Origin of the sequence: Cyclobacterium plantarum (genome assembly GCF_011290685.1) — a bacterium.
GTDB lineage: Bacteria > Bacteroidota > Bacteroidia > Cytophagales > Cyclobacteriaceae > Cyclobacterium > Cyclobacterium plantarum.
This window is the reverse complement of record NZ_JAANYN010000005.1, coordinates 195,637-210,039: the sequence shown is the minus strand read 5'-3', so window position 1 is coordinate 210,039 and position 14,403 is coordinate 195,637. Positions and strand designations below refer to the sequence as shown.

Below are 14,403 nucleotides of genomic sequence, written 5' to 3'. Positions count from 1 at the left end.
CCTTAGTTCCCTGTCACTACCCGCATGATCCCATTCATCATGCGCCAATGCCCGGGAAATGTGCACACAAAAGGATAATCACCAGGTGTATCCGGTACGGTAAAATTAAGGGTATACAATTCTCCGGGTCCCAACATCTCAGTAGCAAACAATACCTCGGGTATTTCGGGAACATAATGCTTTTCAGAAGCCCTGGGATCCCTTAGCATGGCATCTGCTGCTGCCCCAACTTTTTCAAGGCTACCCGGCTTTAGGATCAGCAGGTTATGTTGCATGCCATCCAGATTATCCAGCTCCAGCATTATTTTCTCCCCTGTTTTAACAGTAAAGGTATCCGTATCATATTTCATCATTTCCGGAACAATTTCTATCACTACTGTCCTTACCCTCTCCTGAGATGCTGACCTCACTTTTTTTGGTGAAATTTCCTCAGCCACCATCTTTTTCTTTGTACCTGCAAGTCCGTCTTTCAAAACTTCTTCCCTGGTAAAAAGCAGGAAACTTTGATCCAGGCCTGCTGGCTTTGCTTTACCATTCTCCAGGTTTTCTTCGGTCCTGATCGATTGATTTTTCTGCCCAAGTTCCGGCTTGATTTTAAATATTTCCCCCATCAGCAACAAACCAAGGCCTGACAATAACAACCACCGGTAATTCATTACGTTTATCATTTTAACTCAAGTACTACATCTCTAAGAGTCCCTTCAAAAGGATGTTCTCCTTCGTACGACCCTGCATTGTCTTCACCTCCAAAATCCCGGCCAGTACGCAGACTGGGACGCAATACCCCCATAAAATGGCCTTTTGATGCTACCCTGGCTGCAGTTTTTCCATCAACTGCAATCTCCATTTCGCCAGAAGCTTTGATTTGTGCCCTGGCTTCAAAACTTTCTGGCAATTCCATTTCAGTAGTGGCAAAATAAGTCTGGCCCTGCCGGTTCACCTGAAAAATCAACTGTCCCTTTTCCATGTAAAAGGAGTAGCCATTTTCCCGGTCTCCATGAGCAAGGATTACCCCATTGGGTCTTTCCCCTCCTCTGCCTGACACAGTGGCGGATATCAAAATTTCCTTGTTTTGAAGATCAGGGGAATACTGAAGGTAACTTCTTCTTCCCAATTCGTACCTTTCATTTTTTACGCCGGCTATCAGGCGGTCCAGAAGTCCCGAGGATGCGCTTCCTCCTAGCGCTGCAGCAGCAAGAAAACTTTCGGAATGATGACTGGCCGCAGCAAATAATGCTTTTGTCAACCAATCGTCTGTTTCATTCTCTCCAATAAGACTTGCTTCATGGATCAATTCCCCTATGATAGCATTTTCTGGCATTTCTACCAGTGACAAAAAGGCATGCATTCTGGTATTGAGGTTTTTATCCTGTAAAATTCCGGAAGCATGAATAGCCTTTAAACTTACTTCATTTTTGGGCAATACTTCCAGGACCGCTTTTCTAACCCCCGGTGCAGGATGGGTCAATGCCCCCAAAGCAACTTCCATAGCTTCCTTATTACTACCATCCAGCGCCCCAAGGCCATGAAGGGTCCACAAGGCGTGGACCGCAGCGCTATTCAACCCAATTTCATCCTGACTCCTGTCATTTACCAGGGTATACAGCGCATTCAGCTGTTCTTGGTTACCTGATTCGACCAAAAGCCGCTGGGCGGTCATCCTCCAGAACATGTTATCATCGGTCAGGGCATTGACCAATGCCACAGGATCCGCTTTTGATAAAGATTTTGGGGAATAGGCAGGGGCCTCTTTATAAATCACCCGGTAAATCCTGCCATGATTGGTATCCCTGAGTTCACTTTGAAAGGCATTACCTTGCCCATGGGGCTGCTCGGTGAAAGGCAATACCATTCTGGAAGGGGCCTGTCTTTCTACAAAAACGTTGTGCTGGATGATGAAATTATACCAATCGGCAATCCATACCGCCCCATCTGGTCCCACTTCTGCCTGCACCGGACCAAACCATTCATCAGAACTGGCCAAAAGGTTCCAGCCATCTTTCTCAGCAAAGCCCGCACCGCTTGGCTCCAGGATAGCATTATGGGTAAGCCGGATAGTGGGCTCATTGACAAAAGCCACCCGGTTCCAGTAAGATTTGGGAAAATCCCTGGCCGTATACAGGCGTATGCCTGCCGCTGAAGTAAATCCTCCAACCACATCTACCTGCCTGAGGTTTGGCGTCATGGCATGGGCAGCATAGTGCCCATCTATTTTCTGAATGGATTGAATGGTGAAAGGGGGCTTTTTCGCTCCTTCCTCTGCTTCGGGAAAAGCCCTTTGCAGGAATTTTGCAGGAATGGAATAATAAGCGGAATGGGTATTGTTAGCCGTGGAAATAAATACATGGTTATCCTCTGAGAATCCCAGTCCCCATGTATTGTTAGAAGAACTTGCCAGATAATTGAAGTCGCTTCCATCTGGTTTGAAATGATAAAGGCCCTGAGGAAACCTCCAGGGTTCCCCATTGATGGTGCCGTCAAATCCGGAATAGCCTGCCACTCCCCATATCTTATTGTCAAAGCCATACATCAGGTTGGAAGGGCCTGCATGGGTATCGCTTTTACCCCATCCTGTCATGATGGTTTCGAAAACATCAGCCTTATCGTCTCCATTGGTGTCCTTCATGAAAACAAAATCGGGTGCCATGGACACAATCACTCCTCCATTGGCAAAAACCAAAGAAGTCGGAATATTCAGTCCATCGGCGAAAACAGTAAATTTATCTGCTCTACCATCTCCATTGGTGTCTTCACAGATCTTGATGCGGTCATTGGCGGCTCCGTCTGTTTCTTTGAAGGTATTGGGATAATCCACCGATTCCACAATCCACAGCCTGCCCTTTTCGTCCCAGGCCATTGCTATTGGATTGACAATATCGGGTTCAGCGGCGAACAGGCTAATTTCAAATTCTGCCGGTTTCTGGATTAGCTTCAGGGATGCATCGGGACTGAGTGCTTCCTGAATTTTTGGGACCTCATACCTTTTGGTGAAATCCGAAATGGGCTCCTCGTATATGGATACCTGTGGAATTTCCAAGGCTGTCACCTGGGCCTTCACCTCTTCTCCCATGGCCCAGAAAATTCCGTTCTCTACCAATTTCAGAAATCCCGGATGCTGCCAGGTGCTGTCATTGTGGCCATAGGCTGTATAAAACACCCTTCCTTTTCCTTCCTCCCGGGTCCAGGTATAGGGCTCGCAATGTGCCCCTTCTACCCGCTCCATAAGTACATTGATATCACTGTTGATGTGCTGATGACGGTAAGTTTCATCCCAGGTGCTAAACTCCTCCAGTCCATCCAATACAGGATGAGCCCTGTCCTTTAGTTCAGTGGCAAAATTTCCCGTTCCATGTGAGGCAAACTGCCCACCTATGGTGCGGATATACCATTCAGAGTTTTTAAAGCAGCCTGTTGCGGAATGCAATGGAATCAACCCTTTACCCCCTTCAACAAAATCACGCATGGCCATTTCCTGACCGGGAGACAAATATTCATGATTGGCATAGATTACCAGCCCATCAAATTTGGCGAGATTATCTGAATTGATATCGTCCATGGATTCCGTATAGGTAAGGTTGATCCCACTATTGAAAATAGCGGTAGCCAGCCATGGAGCATACCTTCGGGAATCATGGTGCTGGCTGGAATGGCCCAAAAACAGGATCTCGGCCCTTCTGGGCTCCTGCCTGTCTGTGGAGAAATCTGTTGTCTCTGCAGTACTTCTTCCGGCAGTATAAAAAAATAATAGTATACCAAGAAATAAAAAAAAACAAATCCGGCTTAAAAAGTAAAAATGGTTATTGTTGGTATTCCGGGCCTTATCCATGGTAAATCAGGGAAACGTTTAAAGTTAATTTCAAGTAAATTAGAAAAAAATAATGAAAAATTTCCCCTATTCTTATGCGATAGGTCAATTTATGTTTCAAACAGGTATTCCTTACTTCCCGGAATAGCTGCATTCCATCTTTTTATCAAACCCAGAGCAGTAATTTTTTTTTGAGGTATGGGCTTTCCTGATATTTAGGTCCATTTTTTCTCATGGAGAAAAAAGAGCTGCCCAAAGAATCCCAGGACTATTCTGTCTACATTCCCTGGCTTGATAATCCAGTATCGGAATTCAGCAGAAAAAAATATCCTCAACCTAACTTCTCGTTATTCCTGTGCCGGTCTTTATCCCGGATGGTTTTCTTTTCAAAATTATTTTCCAAAGCCTTTGTCAGGTCCACCCCGGTCTGATTGGCCAGGCAAATCAATACCCACAATACATCGGCCATTTCATCCGCCAATTCCTTATCTTTGTCGCTTTCCTTGAATGATTGTTCCCCGTACTTCCTGGCCATGATACGGGCCACCTCCCCAACTTCTTCTGTCAAAATAGCCATATTGGTCAATTCATTGAAATACCTGACCCCATGGCTGCGAATCCATTGATCTACTTTTTCCTGTGCTTCTGCAATGCTCATATTTTTACGCTTTTTTGAATGCCTTTTCCATGGCTCAATTCCATCACCATTTCGATACAGTCTGGTACATCCTCCTGATAATGGCTTACAAACAATAGGGTCATCCCGCTTTCTTCACAAAAATGGTCTACCAGCCACCTGAACCTGATTCTTTGTTCCTCATCCATTCCCTGAGAAGCCTCATCCAAAACCAGCAGCCTGGGATTTTTAATCATGGCCCTGGCCAGCAGGCAGAACCTTTGTTCCTCCAGGCTAACCTGCTGCAAACGTAAACCAGCAATATGAGACAACTGAAGCGCCTTTAGCCATGCATCGGCTTTGGCTTCCTGCTCAGGACTGGTTTTTTTAAAGAGCCCCATGGTATCAAAAAATCCGGACAAAACCACTTTTTTACAGGTTTGGTTGGTAGGAAAAAACCTGGCCAGGTCAGACGAGACAAATCCCGTTGGTCTTTTCACGTCCCATATGCTTTCCCCTGTGCCCCTTTTTCTATCAAACAAGGTAATGTCATTGGCATAGGATTGGGGGTTCTCTCCTAAAATCAAACTGATCAAGGTGGATTTCCCTGCCCCATTGTGTCCCTGGATCAGCCATTTTTCACCAGGGAGTACCTGCCAGTTAATTGTATCAAGTAGCGTATTGTTGCCATATCTGATGGTTACATCCTTCATTTCAATGACCGAAGTCAGCCTTGCTCCATGATTCACATCTTTCAGCAGTTTCTTGAAGAGTGATACCGATAAATGTTGGGACTGCGTATGGACCGCTTCCAATTGCATCAATTTCTCCATGTCGTGGATTACCTGCAATTTACCCTCTCCGATCCAGGCACAATGCCGCATGGACGCAGGAATTTCCCGGGCGGTAGTGGACATGATCACCTGCACACCGGAGGCCATTATGGCTTGCAATACCTGGTCAAATTCATCCCTTGTTTGTACATCAAGGCCTGTTAAAGGCATGTCCATCAGGAAAAGTCGTGGATTTTTCAGCAGGGCAACTGCCATGGCCAATCTCCTCGTTTCTCCATTGGAAAGCTTGATCAGGGACTTATCTTTAAACTGATCCAAGTCAAAAAGCCGGATTACCTTTTCCATGTCCCATGGACCAACCCTCCTGCTTTCTACTCCGGACAAATAACCCTCAACGGTCTCCGTTTCTTCGGACTCCGCGCTATTGAACCGCTGCTGGTAATAGAAATGCTGTTGGTTGGATTTATTTTTGAAGGTGTATTTCTGGGAGATAAATGCTACCAGGTCCCTGAAACTGTTTACCTGGCCCATTCGGTTTTGTTCTTCCTGGTAATCACTGGCAAAAGGCCTTGAAATACTTCCGGCAACCAGGGAAGTCCGGCCTAACAGGGTTTCAATGAAGGCAGTCCTTTCTTTACCGGAAGCAGCCAAAATGGCCCAGGATTCTCCATTTTTTACCTTAAAATTCAATTCCTGAAACAAGGTCTTGCCAAAATAATTTACCCTTGCGTTTTCGATGGTCAAAAAATCTTCCTCCAGGTCTTTGTTCATCATTGGTTTTAATATCCGCCACAGAAAAACCGGGCTGTTTTTTAGTAAATTGCTATTTCTGATCCGGCCTCTTTTAGACTTTATTTTTAGAATCTATCACAATGGTCACCGGACCATCATTGATTAAAGAAACCTGCATGTCTGCACCAAATTCACCAGTTTTCACTGGTTTTCCCAATTGCCGGGACAATTCTTTGATGCAGCTTTCGTACAGGGGAATGGCAATATCGGGTTTTGCCGCTTTAATGTAGGATGGTCTGTTTCCTTTTTTGGTACTCGCATGCAAGGTAAATTGACTGATCAGCAGCATATCACCTTCAACATCCTGAAGGCATTTGTTCATTACCCCATCCTCATCAGGAAAAATGCGCATGTTGACCATTTTGCGGCAAATCCAGTCGATGTCCTCCCTTTCATCCGCCTCCTCTATTCCCAATAAAATCATCAAACCCGTGCCTATGGCTGATTTCTCCATCCCTCCTATGCTAACTGCAGCCTTTTTTACCCGTTGAATTACAGCAATCATTCGCTCATCTTATGCATTTCTGAGGAGGAAACGGTTTCATTTCCGGAATTTTCCCCTTCAAGTGATTTTTTTACCATGGCTTTGGCTACCTGATGGTCATAAATGGGCTTGTATTTCCTGAACAGACCCAGGAAAGTGACCCCTTTCATTACAATCTTGGCAACTTCCTCTCCCAACCTGTTCTCTTTTCGTTCTCCCAAAAGCAGTGAGGGCTGGAAAATCCCCACATAGTCAAAATCCATTCTTTTCAAATCATTTTCGACTTCACCTTTTACTTGATTGTAATAAATGGAAGATTGTGCATCTGCACCTAAGGCACTGACATACATAAACCGTTTTGCTCCCAATCCCATCACCATTCTGGCGAAATTGATCACATAATCATGGTCTACGCGATAAAAGTTTTCTTTCGACCCTGCCTGTTTGATGGTTGTCCCAAGAGAGCAAAAGGCAATTGGCCGGGCACTGCCAGATTCCAACGCCTTAAGCAGGGGTTGAAAATCTCCGCCCATATTCTGATTGCTGATGTTCTCCCTTAAATCTACCTGATCCAGTTTATCAAAATCCACTGCCACCTGCACCAATTTATGGTGCTTGATGGCCAAATTACGGCGCCCGAAAGAAATTACCCAATCAAATTCAGAATTTTGGAAAAGCTGGTGAAGCAGTTTCATCCCTACCAATCCGGAGGAACCGGATACGAATGCGATCCTTCTGCTCATGCCTGTTGGTCCCTTTCCCATTCCAAGAAACGTGCAATGTCCGACTGGAGACTTTTAAAAATGGCCAAAAGAACTGTAATGTCGTCCACATAACCCACAAAAGGAATAAAATCCGGAATTAAATCTGTGGGCAAAGCAAAATAAAACAGCCCCAAAGCCAACAAGCCCAGAGAGCGGTTGGAAAGCCCGGAATATTTTTTATTCAGGTGAGACCTGATCATCCGGATAAATACCTCCACTTGAAATTTGACCTGGGAAAAGGTGGGATTTTGAGAAAGTTCCTGCCATTTAAGGCTGGCTTTTTCCAGCAAAGCACGTAATTTTTTCTCTGTGGATGCGATATGCATTGCCCTATTCATGTATATCGCTTTGACTTTTTCAAAAAGGTTTTTCTCCTCTGTAGTTGCATCCATATTTTTTCGGTTTAATGAGCTTTAAAAATACATTCTTATTTCATCTTTTATATTTCTTAATGCCTGTCCTATAATGTCTTTTTCCTGAGCCAGCGCAGACTGGAATATTTTTTTGGCCAGTTCAAGGCTCTTTTCATCTCCTGCTACTTCCTGATAAGATCTATTCACGAGGGAAATGGTTTGCTCTACCGCCGTTCTGACAGACTCCCAGGTATCATCTGTAAAATATACCTGCTGCGATAAATTGTGATTGAATTCATTTCGGATTTCTTCAATCAACCTGCCGTGTAATTCCCCTGCCGTAAAGCCAGGTTCATTGACCCTCCGGATTAAATTGTTTGGGGAAATGCGCTCCAATAACAGACACAGTCTCTCTCCTGCCTGTAAACGAAGGGGCAACAGTAGTTCCGTATTTTTGGTTTTGATGTCCACCCACTTCATTTCTTTTTCTTTCTTCAAAAATGATACCGTAATGATAAACATGCCATAAATGACCAGCCCTGCCGGAAGTACGATTTTTAAAAGTTCTATGAGGTATTCCATTGTTTACTGTTTTAAATCACAATATCCAAAATAATGTCAAGTTATGCTATGCAACAACTGTTTTCTCTATTAAATTTGGAACCTTTCATACTTGTTTGACATTTTCTGAACATGTTGATACCAATAAAAATAAGTCCCCAGGCCTTAGTTGAAATCAAAAACATCATGAATTCCAAAAACATCCCCCAAGATTATGCCTTGAGGGTAGGCATCAAAGGCGGTGGCTGTGGAGGAGTATCCTTTGTCCTGGGGTTTGATCAGTGCAGGGAAGGAGATCAACAATTTTCCATTGAAGGCTTACCCGTACTCGTAGAAAAAAGACATGTCATGTTTTTGATGGGCATGCAGGTAGATTTTCATGATAGCAATGAGGCCAGAGGCTTTGTGTTTAGCAATCCTGATATTCCTGAAAGACATGACAAGTGATCATTCTCAAGCAGGAATGATCCTTGCCAGAAGTGAACAGGTTTTACAACAAGCCTTCAAAACCATACCTGGCATTGGACCAAAATGCATCGAGTCCTATTATTCTGGGTTTTAAAAATGAAATAATTTCCGGCCAGTATTTTTTATCCAGGACATTGACGCTATTCAGTTTTTTTTCAACCCTATAGCCGTTTTTTTCGGGAGCTATCTGGTCTTTCGGTATCCAGCTCCAGGCTTCTCCCAATTCCATTTCCAATAAATGCTTCAATTCCAACAATTGGGCATAAAGCAACTCCGCGATATCCTCATCTGGGTGTTGTATCGCAATGGATATGGAAGCAAAGTCCCTTTCCGCCTGCATCCGAAAGTAAAGGTGGCGAATGCCGGTTTTATAGTTTTTCCAATTCACCGGAGAACCATCAGCTGAGGGGACAGGTTTCATATACCAACCAAATGCTGTCCAAAATTCCTGCTTCATCTGGTTAACCTGATTTTTGGTATACATATCTGATCTTTTATCCGTAATCCTGTGGATAGTTCACTTCCACTACTGAATAATTGACCACTCCCCCAATCGCAGGATTGTGTTTTTTGATGATTACCCTGACCTTACGGATTTCGGGGTACACATTTAATATGTCCTGAATCATCAAATGTGCCAGGTGTTCCAGCAACTTGACCGGTACCTGCATGTGGGCTTTGGCTATCTGATACAGCTTAAAATAGTCTACTGTTTTCTTCAAGTCATCATGAAGCATTGCCTGTTGGAAATCCGTATATACGTGTAAATCCACTGTGAAGCGGTTGCCCAATTTTTTTTCTTCCGAGAACACCCCATGATAAGCGTGAAACTCAATGCCTTCCAAAGAAACTTTACCCATTATTCAAACTGGTCAAAAAACGATCCGGAAGGCTTGTTTTTGGGTTTTTCATCTTCCTGAGTATTTCCCTCTACCTCACTGGTTTCATCGGCTACTTCATTAACATCCAGGGGTTCAGGGTTTTCAGATTTATTTTGGCTTGCTGTATTTGGGGCTTCTTTATCTTCATCCTGATTTTTAAGGGCATTCGGTTTGTCCCATGTATACGTATTTGCGGCATCCTCCGCAGGGTTTTCCTGGCCGGATTTTGGGGAAGTTTTGCTCATGGAAGTATAATATTTATCTTTTCTCTGGATGTCCTTCACCAATCTGGTATGCGCGACGGCATCAATTTCATTGAAACCATCCTGAACGGTTTTTACATTTTCAAGGGTCTCAGCAGCGGTTTTTTTAAGATGCTTCAGCAAATAATCTCTTTGCACCTGCAATTTCTCATAATTATCTACCAGCAATTGCACATCTTCTTTCAGGTCCTCCATGATATTTTTGGCCTGGGATTCGGCCTGTTCCACAATACTTCGTGCATTTCCTTTGGATTCAGCATTCAGTGCATCTGCATTCATTTGTGCCTCTTTTAAAATCAGCTCGGCTGTTTTATTGGCTTGCTCAATGATACTGGCACCCGTGTCTTCAGCTGTCTTTAAGGTCTTGAATAGTGACTGTTCCACCTCCCGCAGCTTGGATGCCTCTTTTTCAGCCTGTTCATACTTGACTTTCAAGGCGTTTTTTTCCTCCACCAGCTTCTCCCATTCCTGGGACAGGTAACTTAAAAAACCAGCAACCTCATCTTTATCATATCCCCTGATCTTTTTTTCAAAGGTTTTTTGGCGAATATCCAATGGTGTTATTTTCATTTCTCAATTTTTAAATTCCAGATTATATTTCTCCGGATTCATTGGCCAATGCCTAAATCCCAAACGGAAACGGTATGGTCATCACTGATAGCCACTACCTGGTCTTTATAGGCAGACCAATACACTTTGTTTATTGAAGTTCCGTGTCCTGCATGTCTGGCCTTATCAATAACCTTCAGAAGTTTGCCTTCATCTGGATCCCAAAGCTTGATAGACTTATCCATGCTACAAGTTACAAAATACTTGCCATCATCCCGAAAAGAAAGGTAATTGATGGCGAACATATGTGCTGCAATGCTTTTCTTTTCTTTAAAATCCTTTGTATCCCAAAATTTCAGACGGGCATCTCTACCCCCGCTGATCAGCATTTTGCCATCGGGTGAATATTGCAGGGCAAAAACTGAATTGCTATGGCCCTCAAGTTTGGCCACAGGTTTCCAGTCTTTGAGGTCAAAAACTTTAACCTGATGGTCACTGGCCCCCACACTGAATTGCCCCCTTACAGGATCTATGGCCAGCACTCTCAGGTGTTGATCACTGATTTTCAGATGCTTTACGGGAGATTGTGCCTCAATATTCAACACTACCAGGACACCATCTCCGGTGGCCACCAGCAGGAGGTCACCCACCACCTTCATGTCATATATGGCATTGGCTGTAACTTTAAGGGACCATACCTCTTTTTTACTGGCTAGATCAATGGCATGAATGCCTTCAAAATTTTGACCAATGAAAAGCAAATTCCTTTTTTTGTCTACAGTAAGGGCATAAACGGAGCGTGGCAACTTTGCAAGCAACAAACCATCCTTAGGTGTCCTCAGGTCCCATTCCACCACCATGCCGTCGCCAGAACCGGTATAAAAGTGATGGGGGGTCAATCCTTCGGAAAGTGCGAAAACAGAATGGTTATGCCCGCTTAATGTATGGAGTTTATTTACTTGAATTTTTGGCATATATTGCATCGTATATTTATCACCCAGCTCATTTTGAGTAACCATGCAAACAAAAATAGAAAAAATTAGCCCTTTATCTGCTTTTGCCATCAACAATATTCATGAATCCGAAAACAGCCCTATGGACTTTCTGAGTTTTCGGGAAAAACTTTCTCTGGCCAATATAGGACATCCCCAAAAAAGAAAAGAATGGAAGGGGGCCCGATTGGCCATTAAATCTGCCCTGGACCATATACAACTTCCCTATCCGGGTTTTTACAAGGATGCACATGGTAAATCTCATACCATGGACGGTTACGGGTATGTATCACTTACCCATCACGGTGATTATTCCGGTGCCATTTTTCATAAAGAAATGCCGGTAGGTATTGATTTGGAAAAAGTCCGGGACAAAACCGTAACCCTGGCACCCAAATACCTGGATACAAAAGAGATGGATTTCCTGAATAAAGATCCGTATATGCACACCATGGCCTGGTCGGTTAAAGAAACAATCTTCAAATGCCAGGGTAGAAAAGGAATCAGTCTCCGGCAAAACATTCTGCTTCAGCCCTTTTCCTGTACGGACGAGGTAATTAAAGGAAAAATTCACGGTACAGACTTTGCTGATCACCACTACGCTGTTAAAGTAATAACCGAAAACGACATGATTCTTACCTATACCATTTGGTGAATTTTCCTATATTTGCTAATAAAACAGCGGATTCCATGAAATATTTAAGGTGTTTTATGCTACTTTTCCTTGGTTCATTGCTGGCCAATGGCCAACAGGTATCTAATGTGGAATTGGTAGATGCCTTTTCCGGCCAAACTTTTTCCACCGCCAGCCACCCACCTTCCAGTACCATGGTTTTTGTGTTCACCACTTTGGCTTGTCCTTATTCCAAACTGTATGAAGACCGTATCCAGTCCCTTCATCAAAAATACAGCGGGCAAAATATTATTTTCGCCCTGGTCAATCCCCACGCAGGCCCGGAAGATGAGAGCAGGGAGCAAATGAGGGGGCTGTCCTGGGCTAATAATTCAGGAATTCCCTTTCTGATGGACATTGATCAGGTATTTACCAGACAGACAGGGGCCAAAAAAATTCCGGAAGTAGTCATCATCTCCTCAGGGCCTACTGGCTACTCCATCACCTACCAGGGTGCCATCGACAATAATGCCCAGTCTGTTTCGAGTGCCTCCGTTCATTACCTGGACAATGCCCTGAGGGATATCCTGTCCAGAAAAAGACCCAGCCCTGCCATCACTCGTGCAGTGGGTTGTAATATCCGCTTGAAAAACTAGTCTTTGTCTATAATCTCCATTAGACTTTTTATTTCTTCAGCCTTGTCCACCTCTCCAATTTTTTCAAATGCAAAAACAAGGTTTCTGAGGGTCCGGCGAATGATATCAATGTTTTCACAAGGTTCAAAATAGGAGGACTTGGGTTCCAACTTGAGGTGCTCCAGGTAATTGTTGATATCCTGTCTGGTAAAAATCAGCCCTTTATTAAATGCATTGATGTAGAACTTAAATTTGCCAGCCTGGTAGGTTAATACAAAAAGGTTGGGAAGATTCACCCCATAAACAGGCAATCCCAGCTTTCGCGCGACCAAAAGATAAACCGAACATAAACTAATGGGGTTTCCTTTTTTTGTTTCCAATACTGTTCGGATCATGCTGTTTCCAGGGCTATGAAAGTTTTTGGTATTTGCAGAAAACTTAAGGTCATTGAACAGCACGTTATTGATCAATTTGATCTTGTCATAGACGGAGAATTCATTTTTAAAATTGGTCCAGACATTGAAGTAGATTTGCTGCATCACTGCATTCAACTGCTCAAATTCAAGCTCCGGATACAGGTAGGTATTGATTATCCACAGGCCCTCCAGCAATTCTTGCTCCTCAGAATTTTTCCAATTTAGGAGCCTTTTGCGGAGCAGATTGATTTGCAACTCATGCACCAACTCCTCTATTTCTTTCTGAACTTCAGGATTGAAGGAGCTTTCCCATTTATTTTCCAGAAAGGGTATGACATCATTGCCCAGGGAGATGATTTTTCCGCGTACATGTGCTTTGATTTCCTGGTCCGTATCATCCAGTAGGGATACCAAAGCATTTAATTCTTTATCTGTTAATTGATTATCCATTTGACGAAGTACTCACTTACAGCATCTTAAAGTTACCGAATTAAAATTTAAAAACATGTCCCTTTCCTTGTTCTGTGCAATGTCAACCGAGCATCGGTGATCCCACTTTAAATCCTCAGAGAGATTCTATTTCTTCTTTATAAGCTTTAATGGCCCTGAATATCCCGGAGGCCACATATGTTTGTCCGTTTTTGCTGTTCAAGTAGCGCTCTTCGCTGAGGTTGGAGAGAAATCCTGCCTCAATCAGCACACTGGGCATACTCGTTGTCCAAAGCACATAAAACGGTGCCTGTTTCACTCCTCTTGAATGCCTGTTAACCCTGGTAGAAAAATCCTTTTCAATTTTTTCTGCCAGCGAAAGGCTATTTGAAAAATAAGCCCTTTGCATCAGATTAAACATCATGTAAGACTCAGGAGATTGAGGATCAAACCCTTCGTAGTTTTCCTGGTAGTCATCTTCCAATAAAATTACCGCATTTTCTCGTTTCACGATCTCAAAATTGGCATCGAAATTCTTGTTTCCCATGACAAAGGTTTCCGTGCCATGTACCCGTGATGAGGAGGTGGCATTGCAATGAATAGAAATGAATAAATCTGCCCTGTTTCTGTTGGCAATGTTCGCCCTTTCCTTTAACTCAATGAATTTATCTGTTTTTCGGGTATAAATCACCTCCACTTCGGGCAGCAATTCCTGTACATAAGTCCCAACTTTCAATGCAAGATCCAGGGCGACATCCTTCTCCTGAGAAATCTTGCCTATGGTTCCCGGATCTTTACCTCCATGTCCCGCATCAATAACGATTCGCCTGAGTTTAAACTCTGCTTTTTTCTCCCCGGTAGGGATAAAACCCGCAAAAACAAAGGTTAAGGAAAGCAGCGAAATTATAAGAATATTTTTCAACCTGGTTCGTTTCATAAACGTTAATAACGTTAACTTTACGCAAAAATTAGAAATTTTTAAAGCAAA

Annotated in this window: 17 protein-coding genes; 3 read left to right on the top strand and 14 right to left on the bottom strand. The window is 43.4% G+C overall.

Features of this window, described 5'->3' with window-relative positions:
* Positions 1-2 precede the first annotated feature (2 nt).
* The 8 genes from G9Q97_RS13275 to G9Q97_RS13240 form a co-directional block, all read right to left on the bottom strand.
* Positions 3-656 carry a plastocyanin/azurin family copper-binding protein gene (locus tag G9Q97_RS13275; RefSeq protein ID WP_246255657.1) on the bottom strand — a complete coding sequence of 218 codons (654 nt, stop codon included), beginning with the start codon at positions 654-656 and terminating at the stop codon, positions 3-5.
* Positions 657-664: 8 nt separating this feature from the next.
* Complete coding sequence (locus G9Q97_RS13270; RefSeq protein ID WP_166147600.1) at positions 665-3,826, bottom strand: PVC-type heme-binding CxxCH protein; 3,162 nt, start codon at positions 3,824-3,826, stop codon at positions 665-667.
* 310 nt (positions 3,827-4,136) lie between these two features.
* On the bottom strand, positions 4,137-4,463 hold the full coding sequence (locus tag G9Q97_RS13265; protein WP_166147598.1) for a nucleotide pyrophosphohydrolase: 327 nt from the start codon (positions 4,461-4,463) through the stop codon (positions 4,137-4,139).
* Positions 4,460-5,989, bottom strand: coding sequence for an ATP-binding cassette domain-containing protein (locus G9Q97_RS13260; RefSeq protein WP_317168759.1), 1,530 nt, complete (start codon positions 5,987-5,989; stop codon positions 4,460-4,462). Before G9Q97_RS13260 ends, G9Q97_RS13265 begins: the two co-directional genes overlap by 4 nt.
* Before the next feature lie 70 nt (positions 5,990-6,059).
* Complete coding sequence (gene dtd, locus G9Q97_RS13255; protein WP_166147596.1) at positions 6,060-6,512, bottom strand: D-aminoacyl-tRNA deacylase; 453 nt, start codon at positions 6,510-6,512, stop codon at positions 6,060-6,062.
* Positions 6,509-7,234 carry a Rossmann-fold NAD(P)-binding domain-containing protein gene (locus G9Q97_RS13250; RefSeq protein WP_166147594.1) on the bottom strand — a complete coding sequence of 242 codons (726 nt, stop codon included), beginning with the start codon at positions 7,232-7,234 and terminating at the stop codon, positions 6,509-6,511. The genes dtd and G9Q97_RS13250 overlap by 4 nt, the downstream gene beginning before the upstream one ends.
* Positions 7,231-7,647 (bottom strand): YkvA family protein, encoded by a 417-nt coding sequence (locus G9Q97_RS13245; protein WP_166147592.1) that lies wholly within the window; start codon positions 7,645-7,647, stop codon positions 7,231-7,233. The genes G9Q97_RS13250 and G9Q97_RS13245 overlap by 4 nt, the downstream gene beginning before the upstream one ends.
* 21 nt (positions 7,648-7,668) lie before the next feature.
* Positions 7,669-8,190, bottom strand: coding sequence for a DUF7935 family protein (locus tag G9Q97_RS13240; RefSeq protein ID WP_166147591.1), 522 nt, complete (start codon positions 8,188-8,190; stop codon positions 7,669-7,671).
* Positions 8,191-8,301: 111 nt separating this feature from the next.
* Between G9Q97_RS13240 and G9Q97_RS13235 the strand changes: the two genes are divergently transcribed.
* Positions 8,302-8,616, top strand: a complete 315-nt coding sequence (locus tag G9Q97_RS13235; protein ID WP_166147589.1) for a HesB/IscA family protein — start codon at positions 8,302-8,304, stop codon at positions 8,614-8,616.
* A 43-nt stretch (positions 8,617-8,659) separates the two neighbouring features.
* Here G9Q97_RS13235 and G9Q97_RS13230 read toward each other — a convergent pair whose 3' ends face one another.
* The 4 genes from G9Q97_RS13230 to G9Q97_RS13215 are packed head-to-tail and all read right to left on the bottom strand — an operon-like array spanning position 8,660 to position 11,304.
* Positions 8,660-9,094 (bottom strand): DUF4268 domain-containing protein, encoded by a 435-nt coding sequence (locus tag G9Q97_RS13230; RefSeq protein WP_246255655.1) that lies wholly within the window; start codon positions 9,092-9,094, stop codon positions 8,660-8,662.
* A 37-nt stretch (positions 9,095-9,131) separates the two neighbouring features.
* A complete protein-coding gene (gene folB / locus G9Q97_RS13225; RefSeq protein ID WP_166147586.1) occupies positions 9,132-9,497 on the bottom strand; it encodes a dihydroneopterin aldolase in 366 nt (121 codons plus the stop codon).
* Entirely contained in the window at positions 9,497-10,351 is an 855-nt protein-coding gene (locus G9Q97_RS13220; RefSeq protein ID WP_166147584.1) for a DivIVA domain-containing protein, read from the bottom strand. Before G9Q97_RS13220 ends, folB begins: the two co-directional genes overlap by 1 nt.
* Before the next feature lie 38 nt (positions 10,352-10,389).
* The gene (locus tag G9Q97_RS13215) at positions 10,390-11,304 is read right to left on the bottom strand and encodes a WD40 repeat domain-containing protein (protein ID WP_166147582.1); all 915 of its coding nucleotides are present in this window, start codon (positions 11,302-11,304) and stop codon (positions 10,390-10,392) included.
* Positions 11,305-11,347: 43 nt separating this feature from the next.
* Here G9Q97_RS13215 and G9Q97_RS13210 point away from each other — a divergent pair, with 43 nt between their 5' ends.
* Together G9Q97_RS13210 and G9Q97_RS13205 are read left to right on the top strand one after the other, a co-directional pair.
* Positions 11,348-11,977, top strand: coding sequence for a 4'-phosphopantetheinyl transferase family protein (locus tag G9Q97_RS13210; protein WP_166147580.1), 630 nt, complete (start codon positions 11,348-11,350; stop codon positions 11,975-11,977).
* A gap of 35 nt (positions 11,978-12,012) precedes the next feature.
* A complete protein-coding gene (locus G9Q97_RS13205) occupies positions 12,013-12,591 on the top strand; it encodes a thioredoxin domain-containing protein (protein WP_166147578.1) in 579 nt (192 codons plus the stop codon).
* On the opposite strand, the gene G9Q97_RS13200 is transcribed toward G9Q97_RS13205, so the two are convergent.
* Together G9Q97_RS13200 and G9Q97_RS13195 are read right to left on the bottom strand one after the other, a co-directional pair.
* Positions 12,588-13,436 carry a transglutaminase-like domain-containing protein gene (locus G9Q97_RS13200; RefSeq protein WP_166147576.1) on the bottom strand — a complete coding sequence of 283 codons (849 nt, stop codon included), beginning with the start codon at positions 13,434-13,436 and terminating at the stop codon, positions 12,588-12,590. The genes G9Q97_RS13205 and G9Q97_RS13200 overlap by 4 nt on opposite strands.
* A gap of 115 nt (positions 13,437-13,551) precedes the next feature.
* A complete protein-coding gene (locus tag G9Q97_RS13195; RefSeq protein WP_166147575.1) occupies positions 13,552-14,352 on the bottom strand; it encodes an N-acetylmuramoyl-L-alanine amidase family protein in 801 nt (266 codons plus the stop codon).
* Positions 14,353-14,403: the final 51 nt, after the last annotated feature.

What these genes read in the sequence shown, in the direction of transcription:
- G9Q97_RS13235 (WP_166147589.1), top strand. Translation starts at nt 8,302, where the DNA reads ATGTTGATACCAATAAAAATAAGTCCCCAGGCCTTAGTTGAAATCAAA.
- G9Q97_RS13200 (WP_166147576.1), bottom strand. Translation starts at nt 13,436, where the DNA reads ATGGATAATCAATTAACAGATAAAGAATTAAATGCTTTGGTATCCCTA.
- G9Q97_RS13210 (WP_166147580.1), top strand. Translation starts at nt 11,348, where the DNA reads ATGCAAACAAAAATAGAAAAAATTAGCCCTTTATCTGCTTTTGCCATC.
- G9Q97_RS13265 (WP_166147598.1), bottom strand. Translation starts at nt 4,463, where the DNA reads ATGAGCATTGCAGAAGCACAGGAAAAAGTAGATCAATGGATTCGCAGC.
- folB (WP_166147586.1), bottom strand. Translation starts at nt 9,497, where the DNA reads ATGGGTAAAGTTTCTTTGGAAGGCATTGAGTTTCACGCTTATCATGGG.
- G9Q97_RS13260 (WP_317168759.1), bottom strand. Translation starts at nt 5,989, where the DNA reads ATGATGAACAAAGACCTGGAGGAAGATTTTTTGACCATCGAAAACGCA.
- G9Q97_RS13215 (WP_166147582.1), bottom strand. Translation starts at nt 11,304, where the DNA reads ATGCCAAAAATTCAAGTAAATAAACTCCATACATTAAGCGGGCATAAC.
- dtd (WP_166147596.1), bottom strand. Translation starts at nt 6,512, where the DNA reads ATGATTGCTGTAATTCAACGGGTAAAAAAGGCTGCAGTTAGCATAGGA.
- G9Q97_RS13230 (WP_246255655.1), bottom strand. Translation starts at nt 9,094, where the DNA reads ATGAAGCAGGAATTTTGGACAGCATTTGGTTGGTATATGAAACCTGTC.
- G9Q97_RS13245 (WP_166147592.1), bottom strand. Translation starts at nt 7,647, where the DNA reads ATGGATGCAACTACAGAGGAGAAAAACCTTTTTGAAAAAGTCAAAGCG.
- G9Q97_RS13270 (WP_166147600.1), bottom strand. Translation starts at nt 3,826, where the DNA reads ATGGATAAGGCCCGGAATACCAACAATAACCATTTTTACTTTTTAAGC.
- G9Q97_RS13240 (WP_166147591.1), bottom strand. Translation starts at nt 8,190, where the DNA reads ATGGAATACCTCATAGAACTTTTAAAAATCGTACTTCCGGCAGGGCTG.
- G9Q97_RS13275 (WP_246255657.1), bottom strand. Translation starts at nt 656, where the DNA reads ATGAATTACCGGTGGTTGTTATTGTCAGGCCTTGGTTTGTTGCTGATG.
- G9Q97_RS13195 (WP_166147575.1), bottom strand. Translation starts at nt 14,352, where the DNA reads ATGAAACGAACCAGGTTGAAAAATATTCTTATAATTTCGCTGCTTTCC.
- G9Q97_RS13205 (WP_166147578.1), top strand. Translation starts at nt 12,013, where the DNA reads ATGAAATATTTAAGGTGTTTTATGCTACTTTTCCTTGGTTCATTGCTG.
- G9Q97_RS13250 (WP_166147594.1), bottom strand. Translation starts at nt 7,234, where the DNA reads ATGAGCAGAAGGATCGCATTCGTATCCGGTTCCTCCGGATTGGTAGGG.
- G9Q97_RS13220 (WP_166147584.1), bottom strand. Translation starts at nt 10,351, where the DNA reads ATGAAAATAACACCATTGGATATTCGCCAAAAAACCTTTGAAAAAAAG.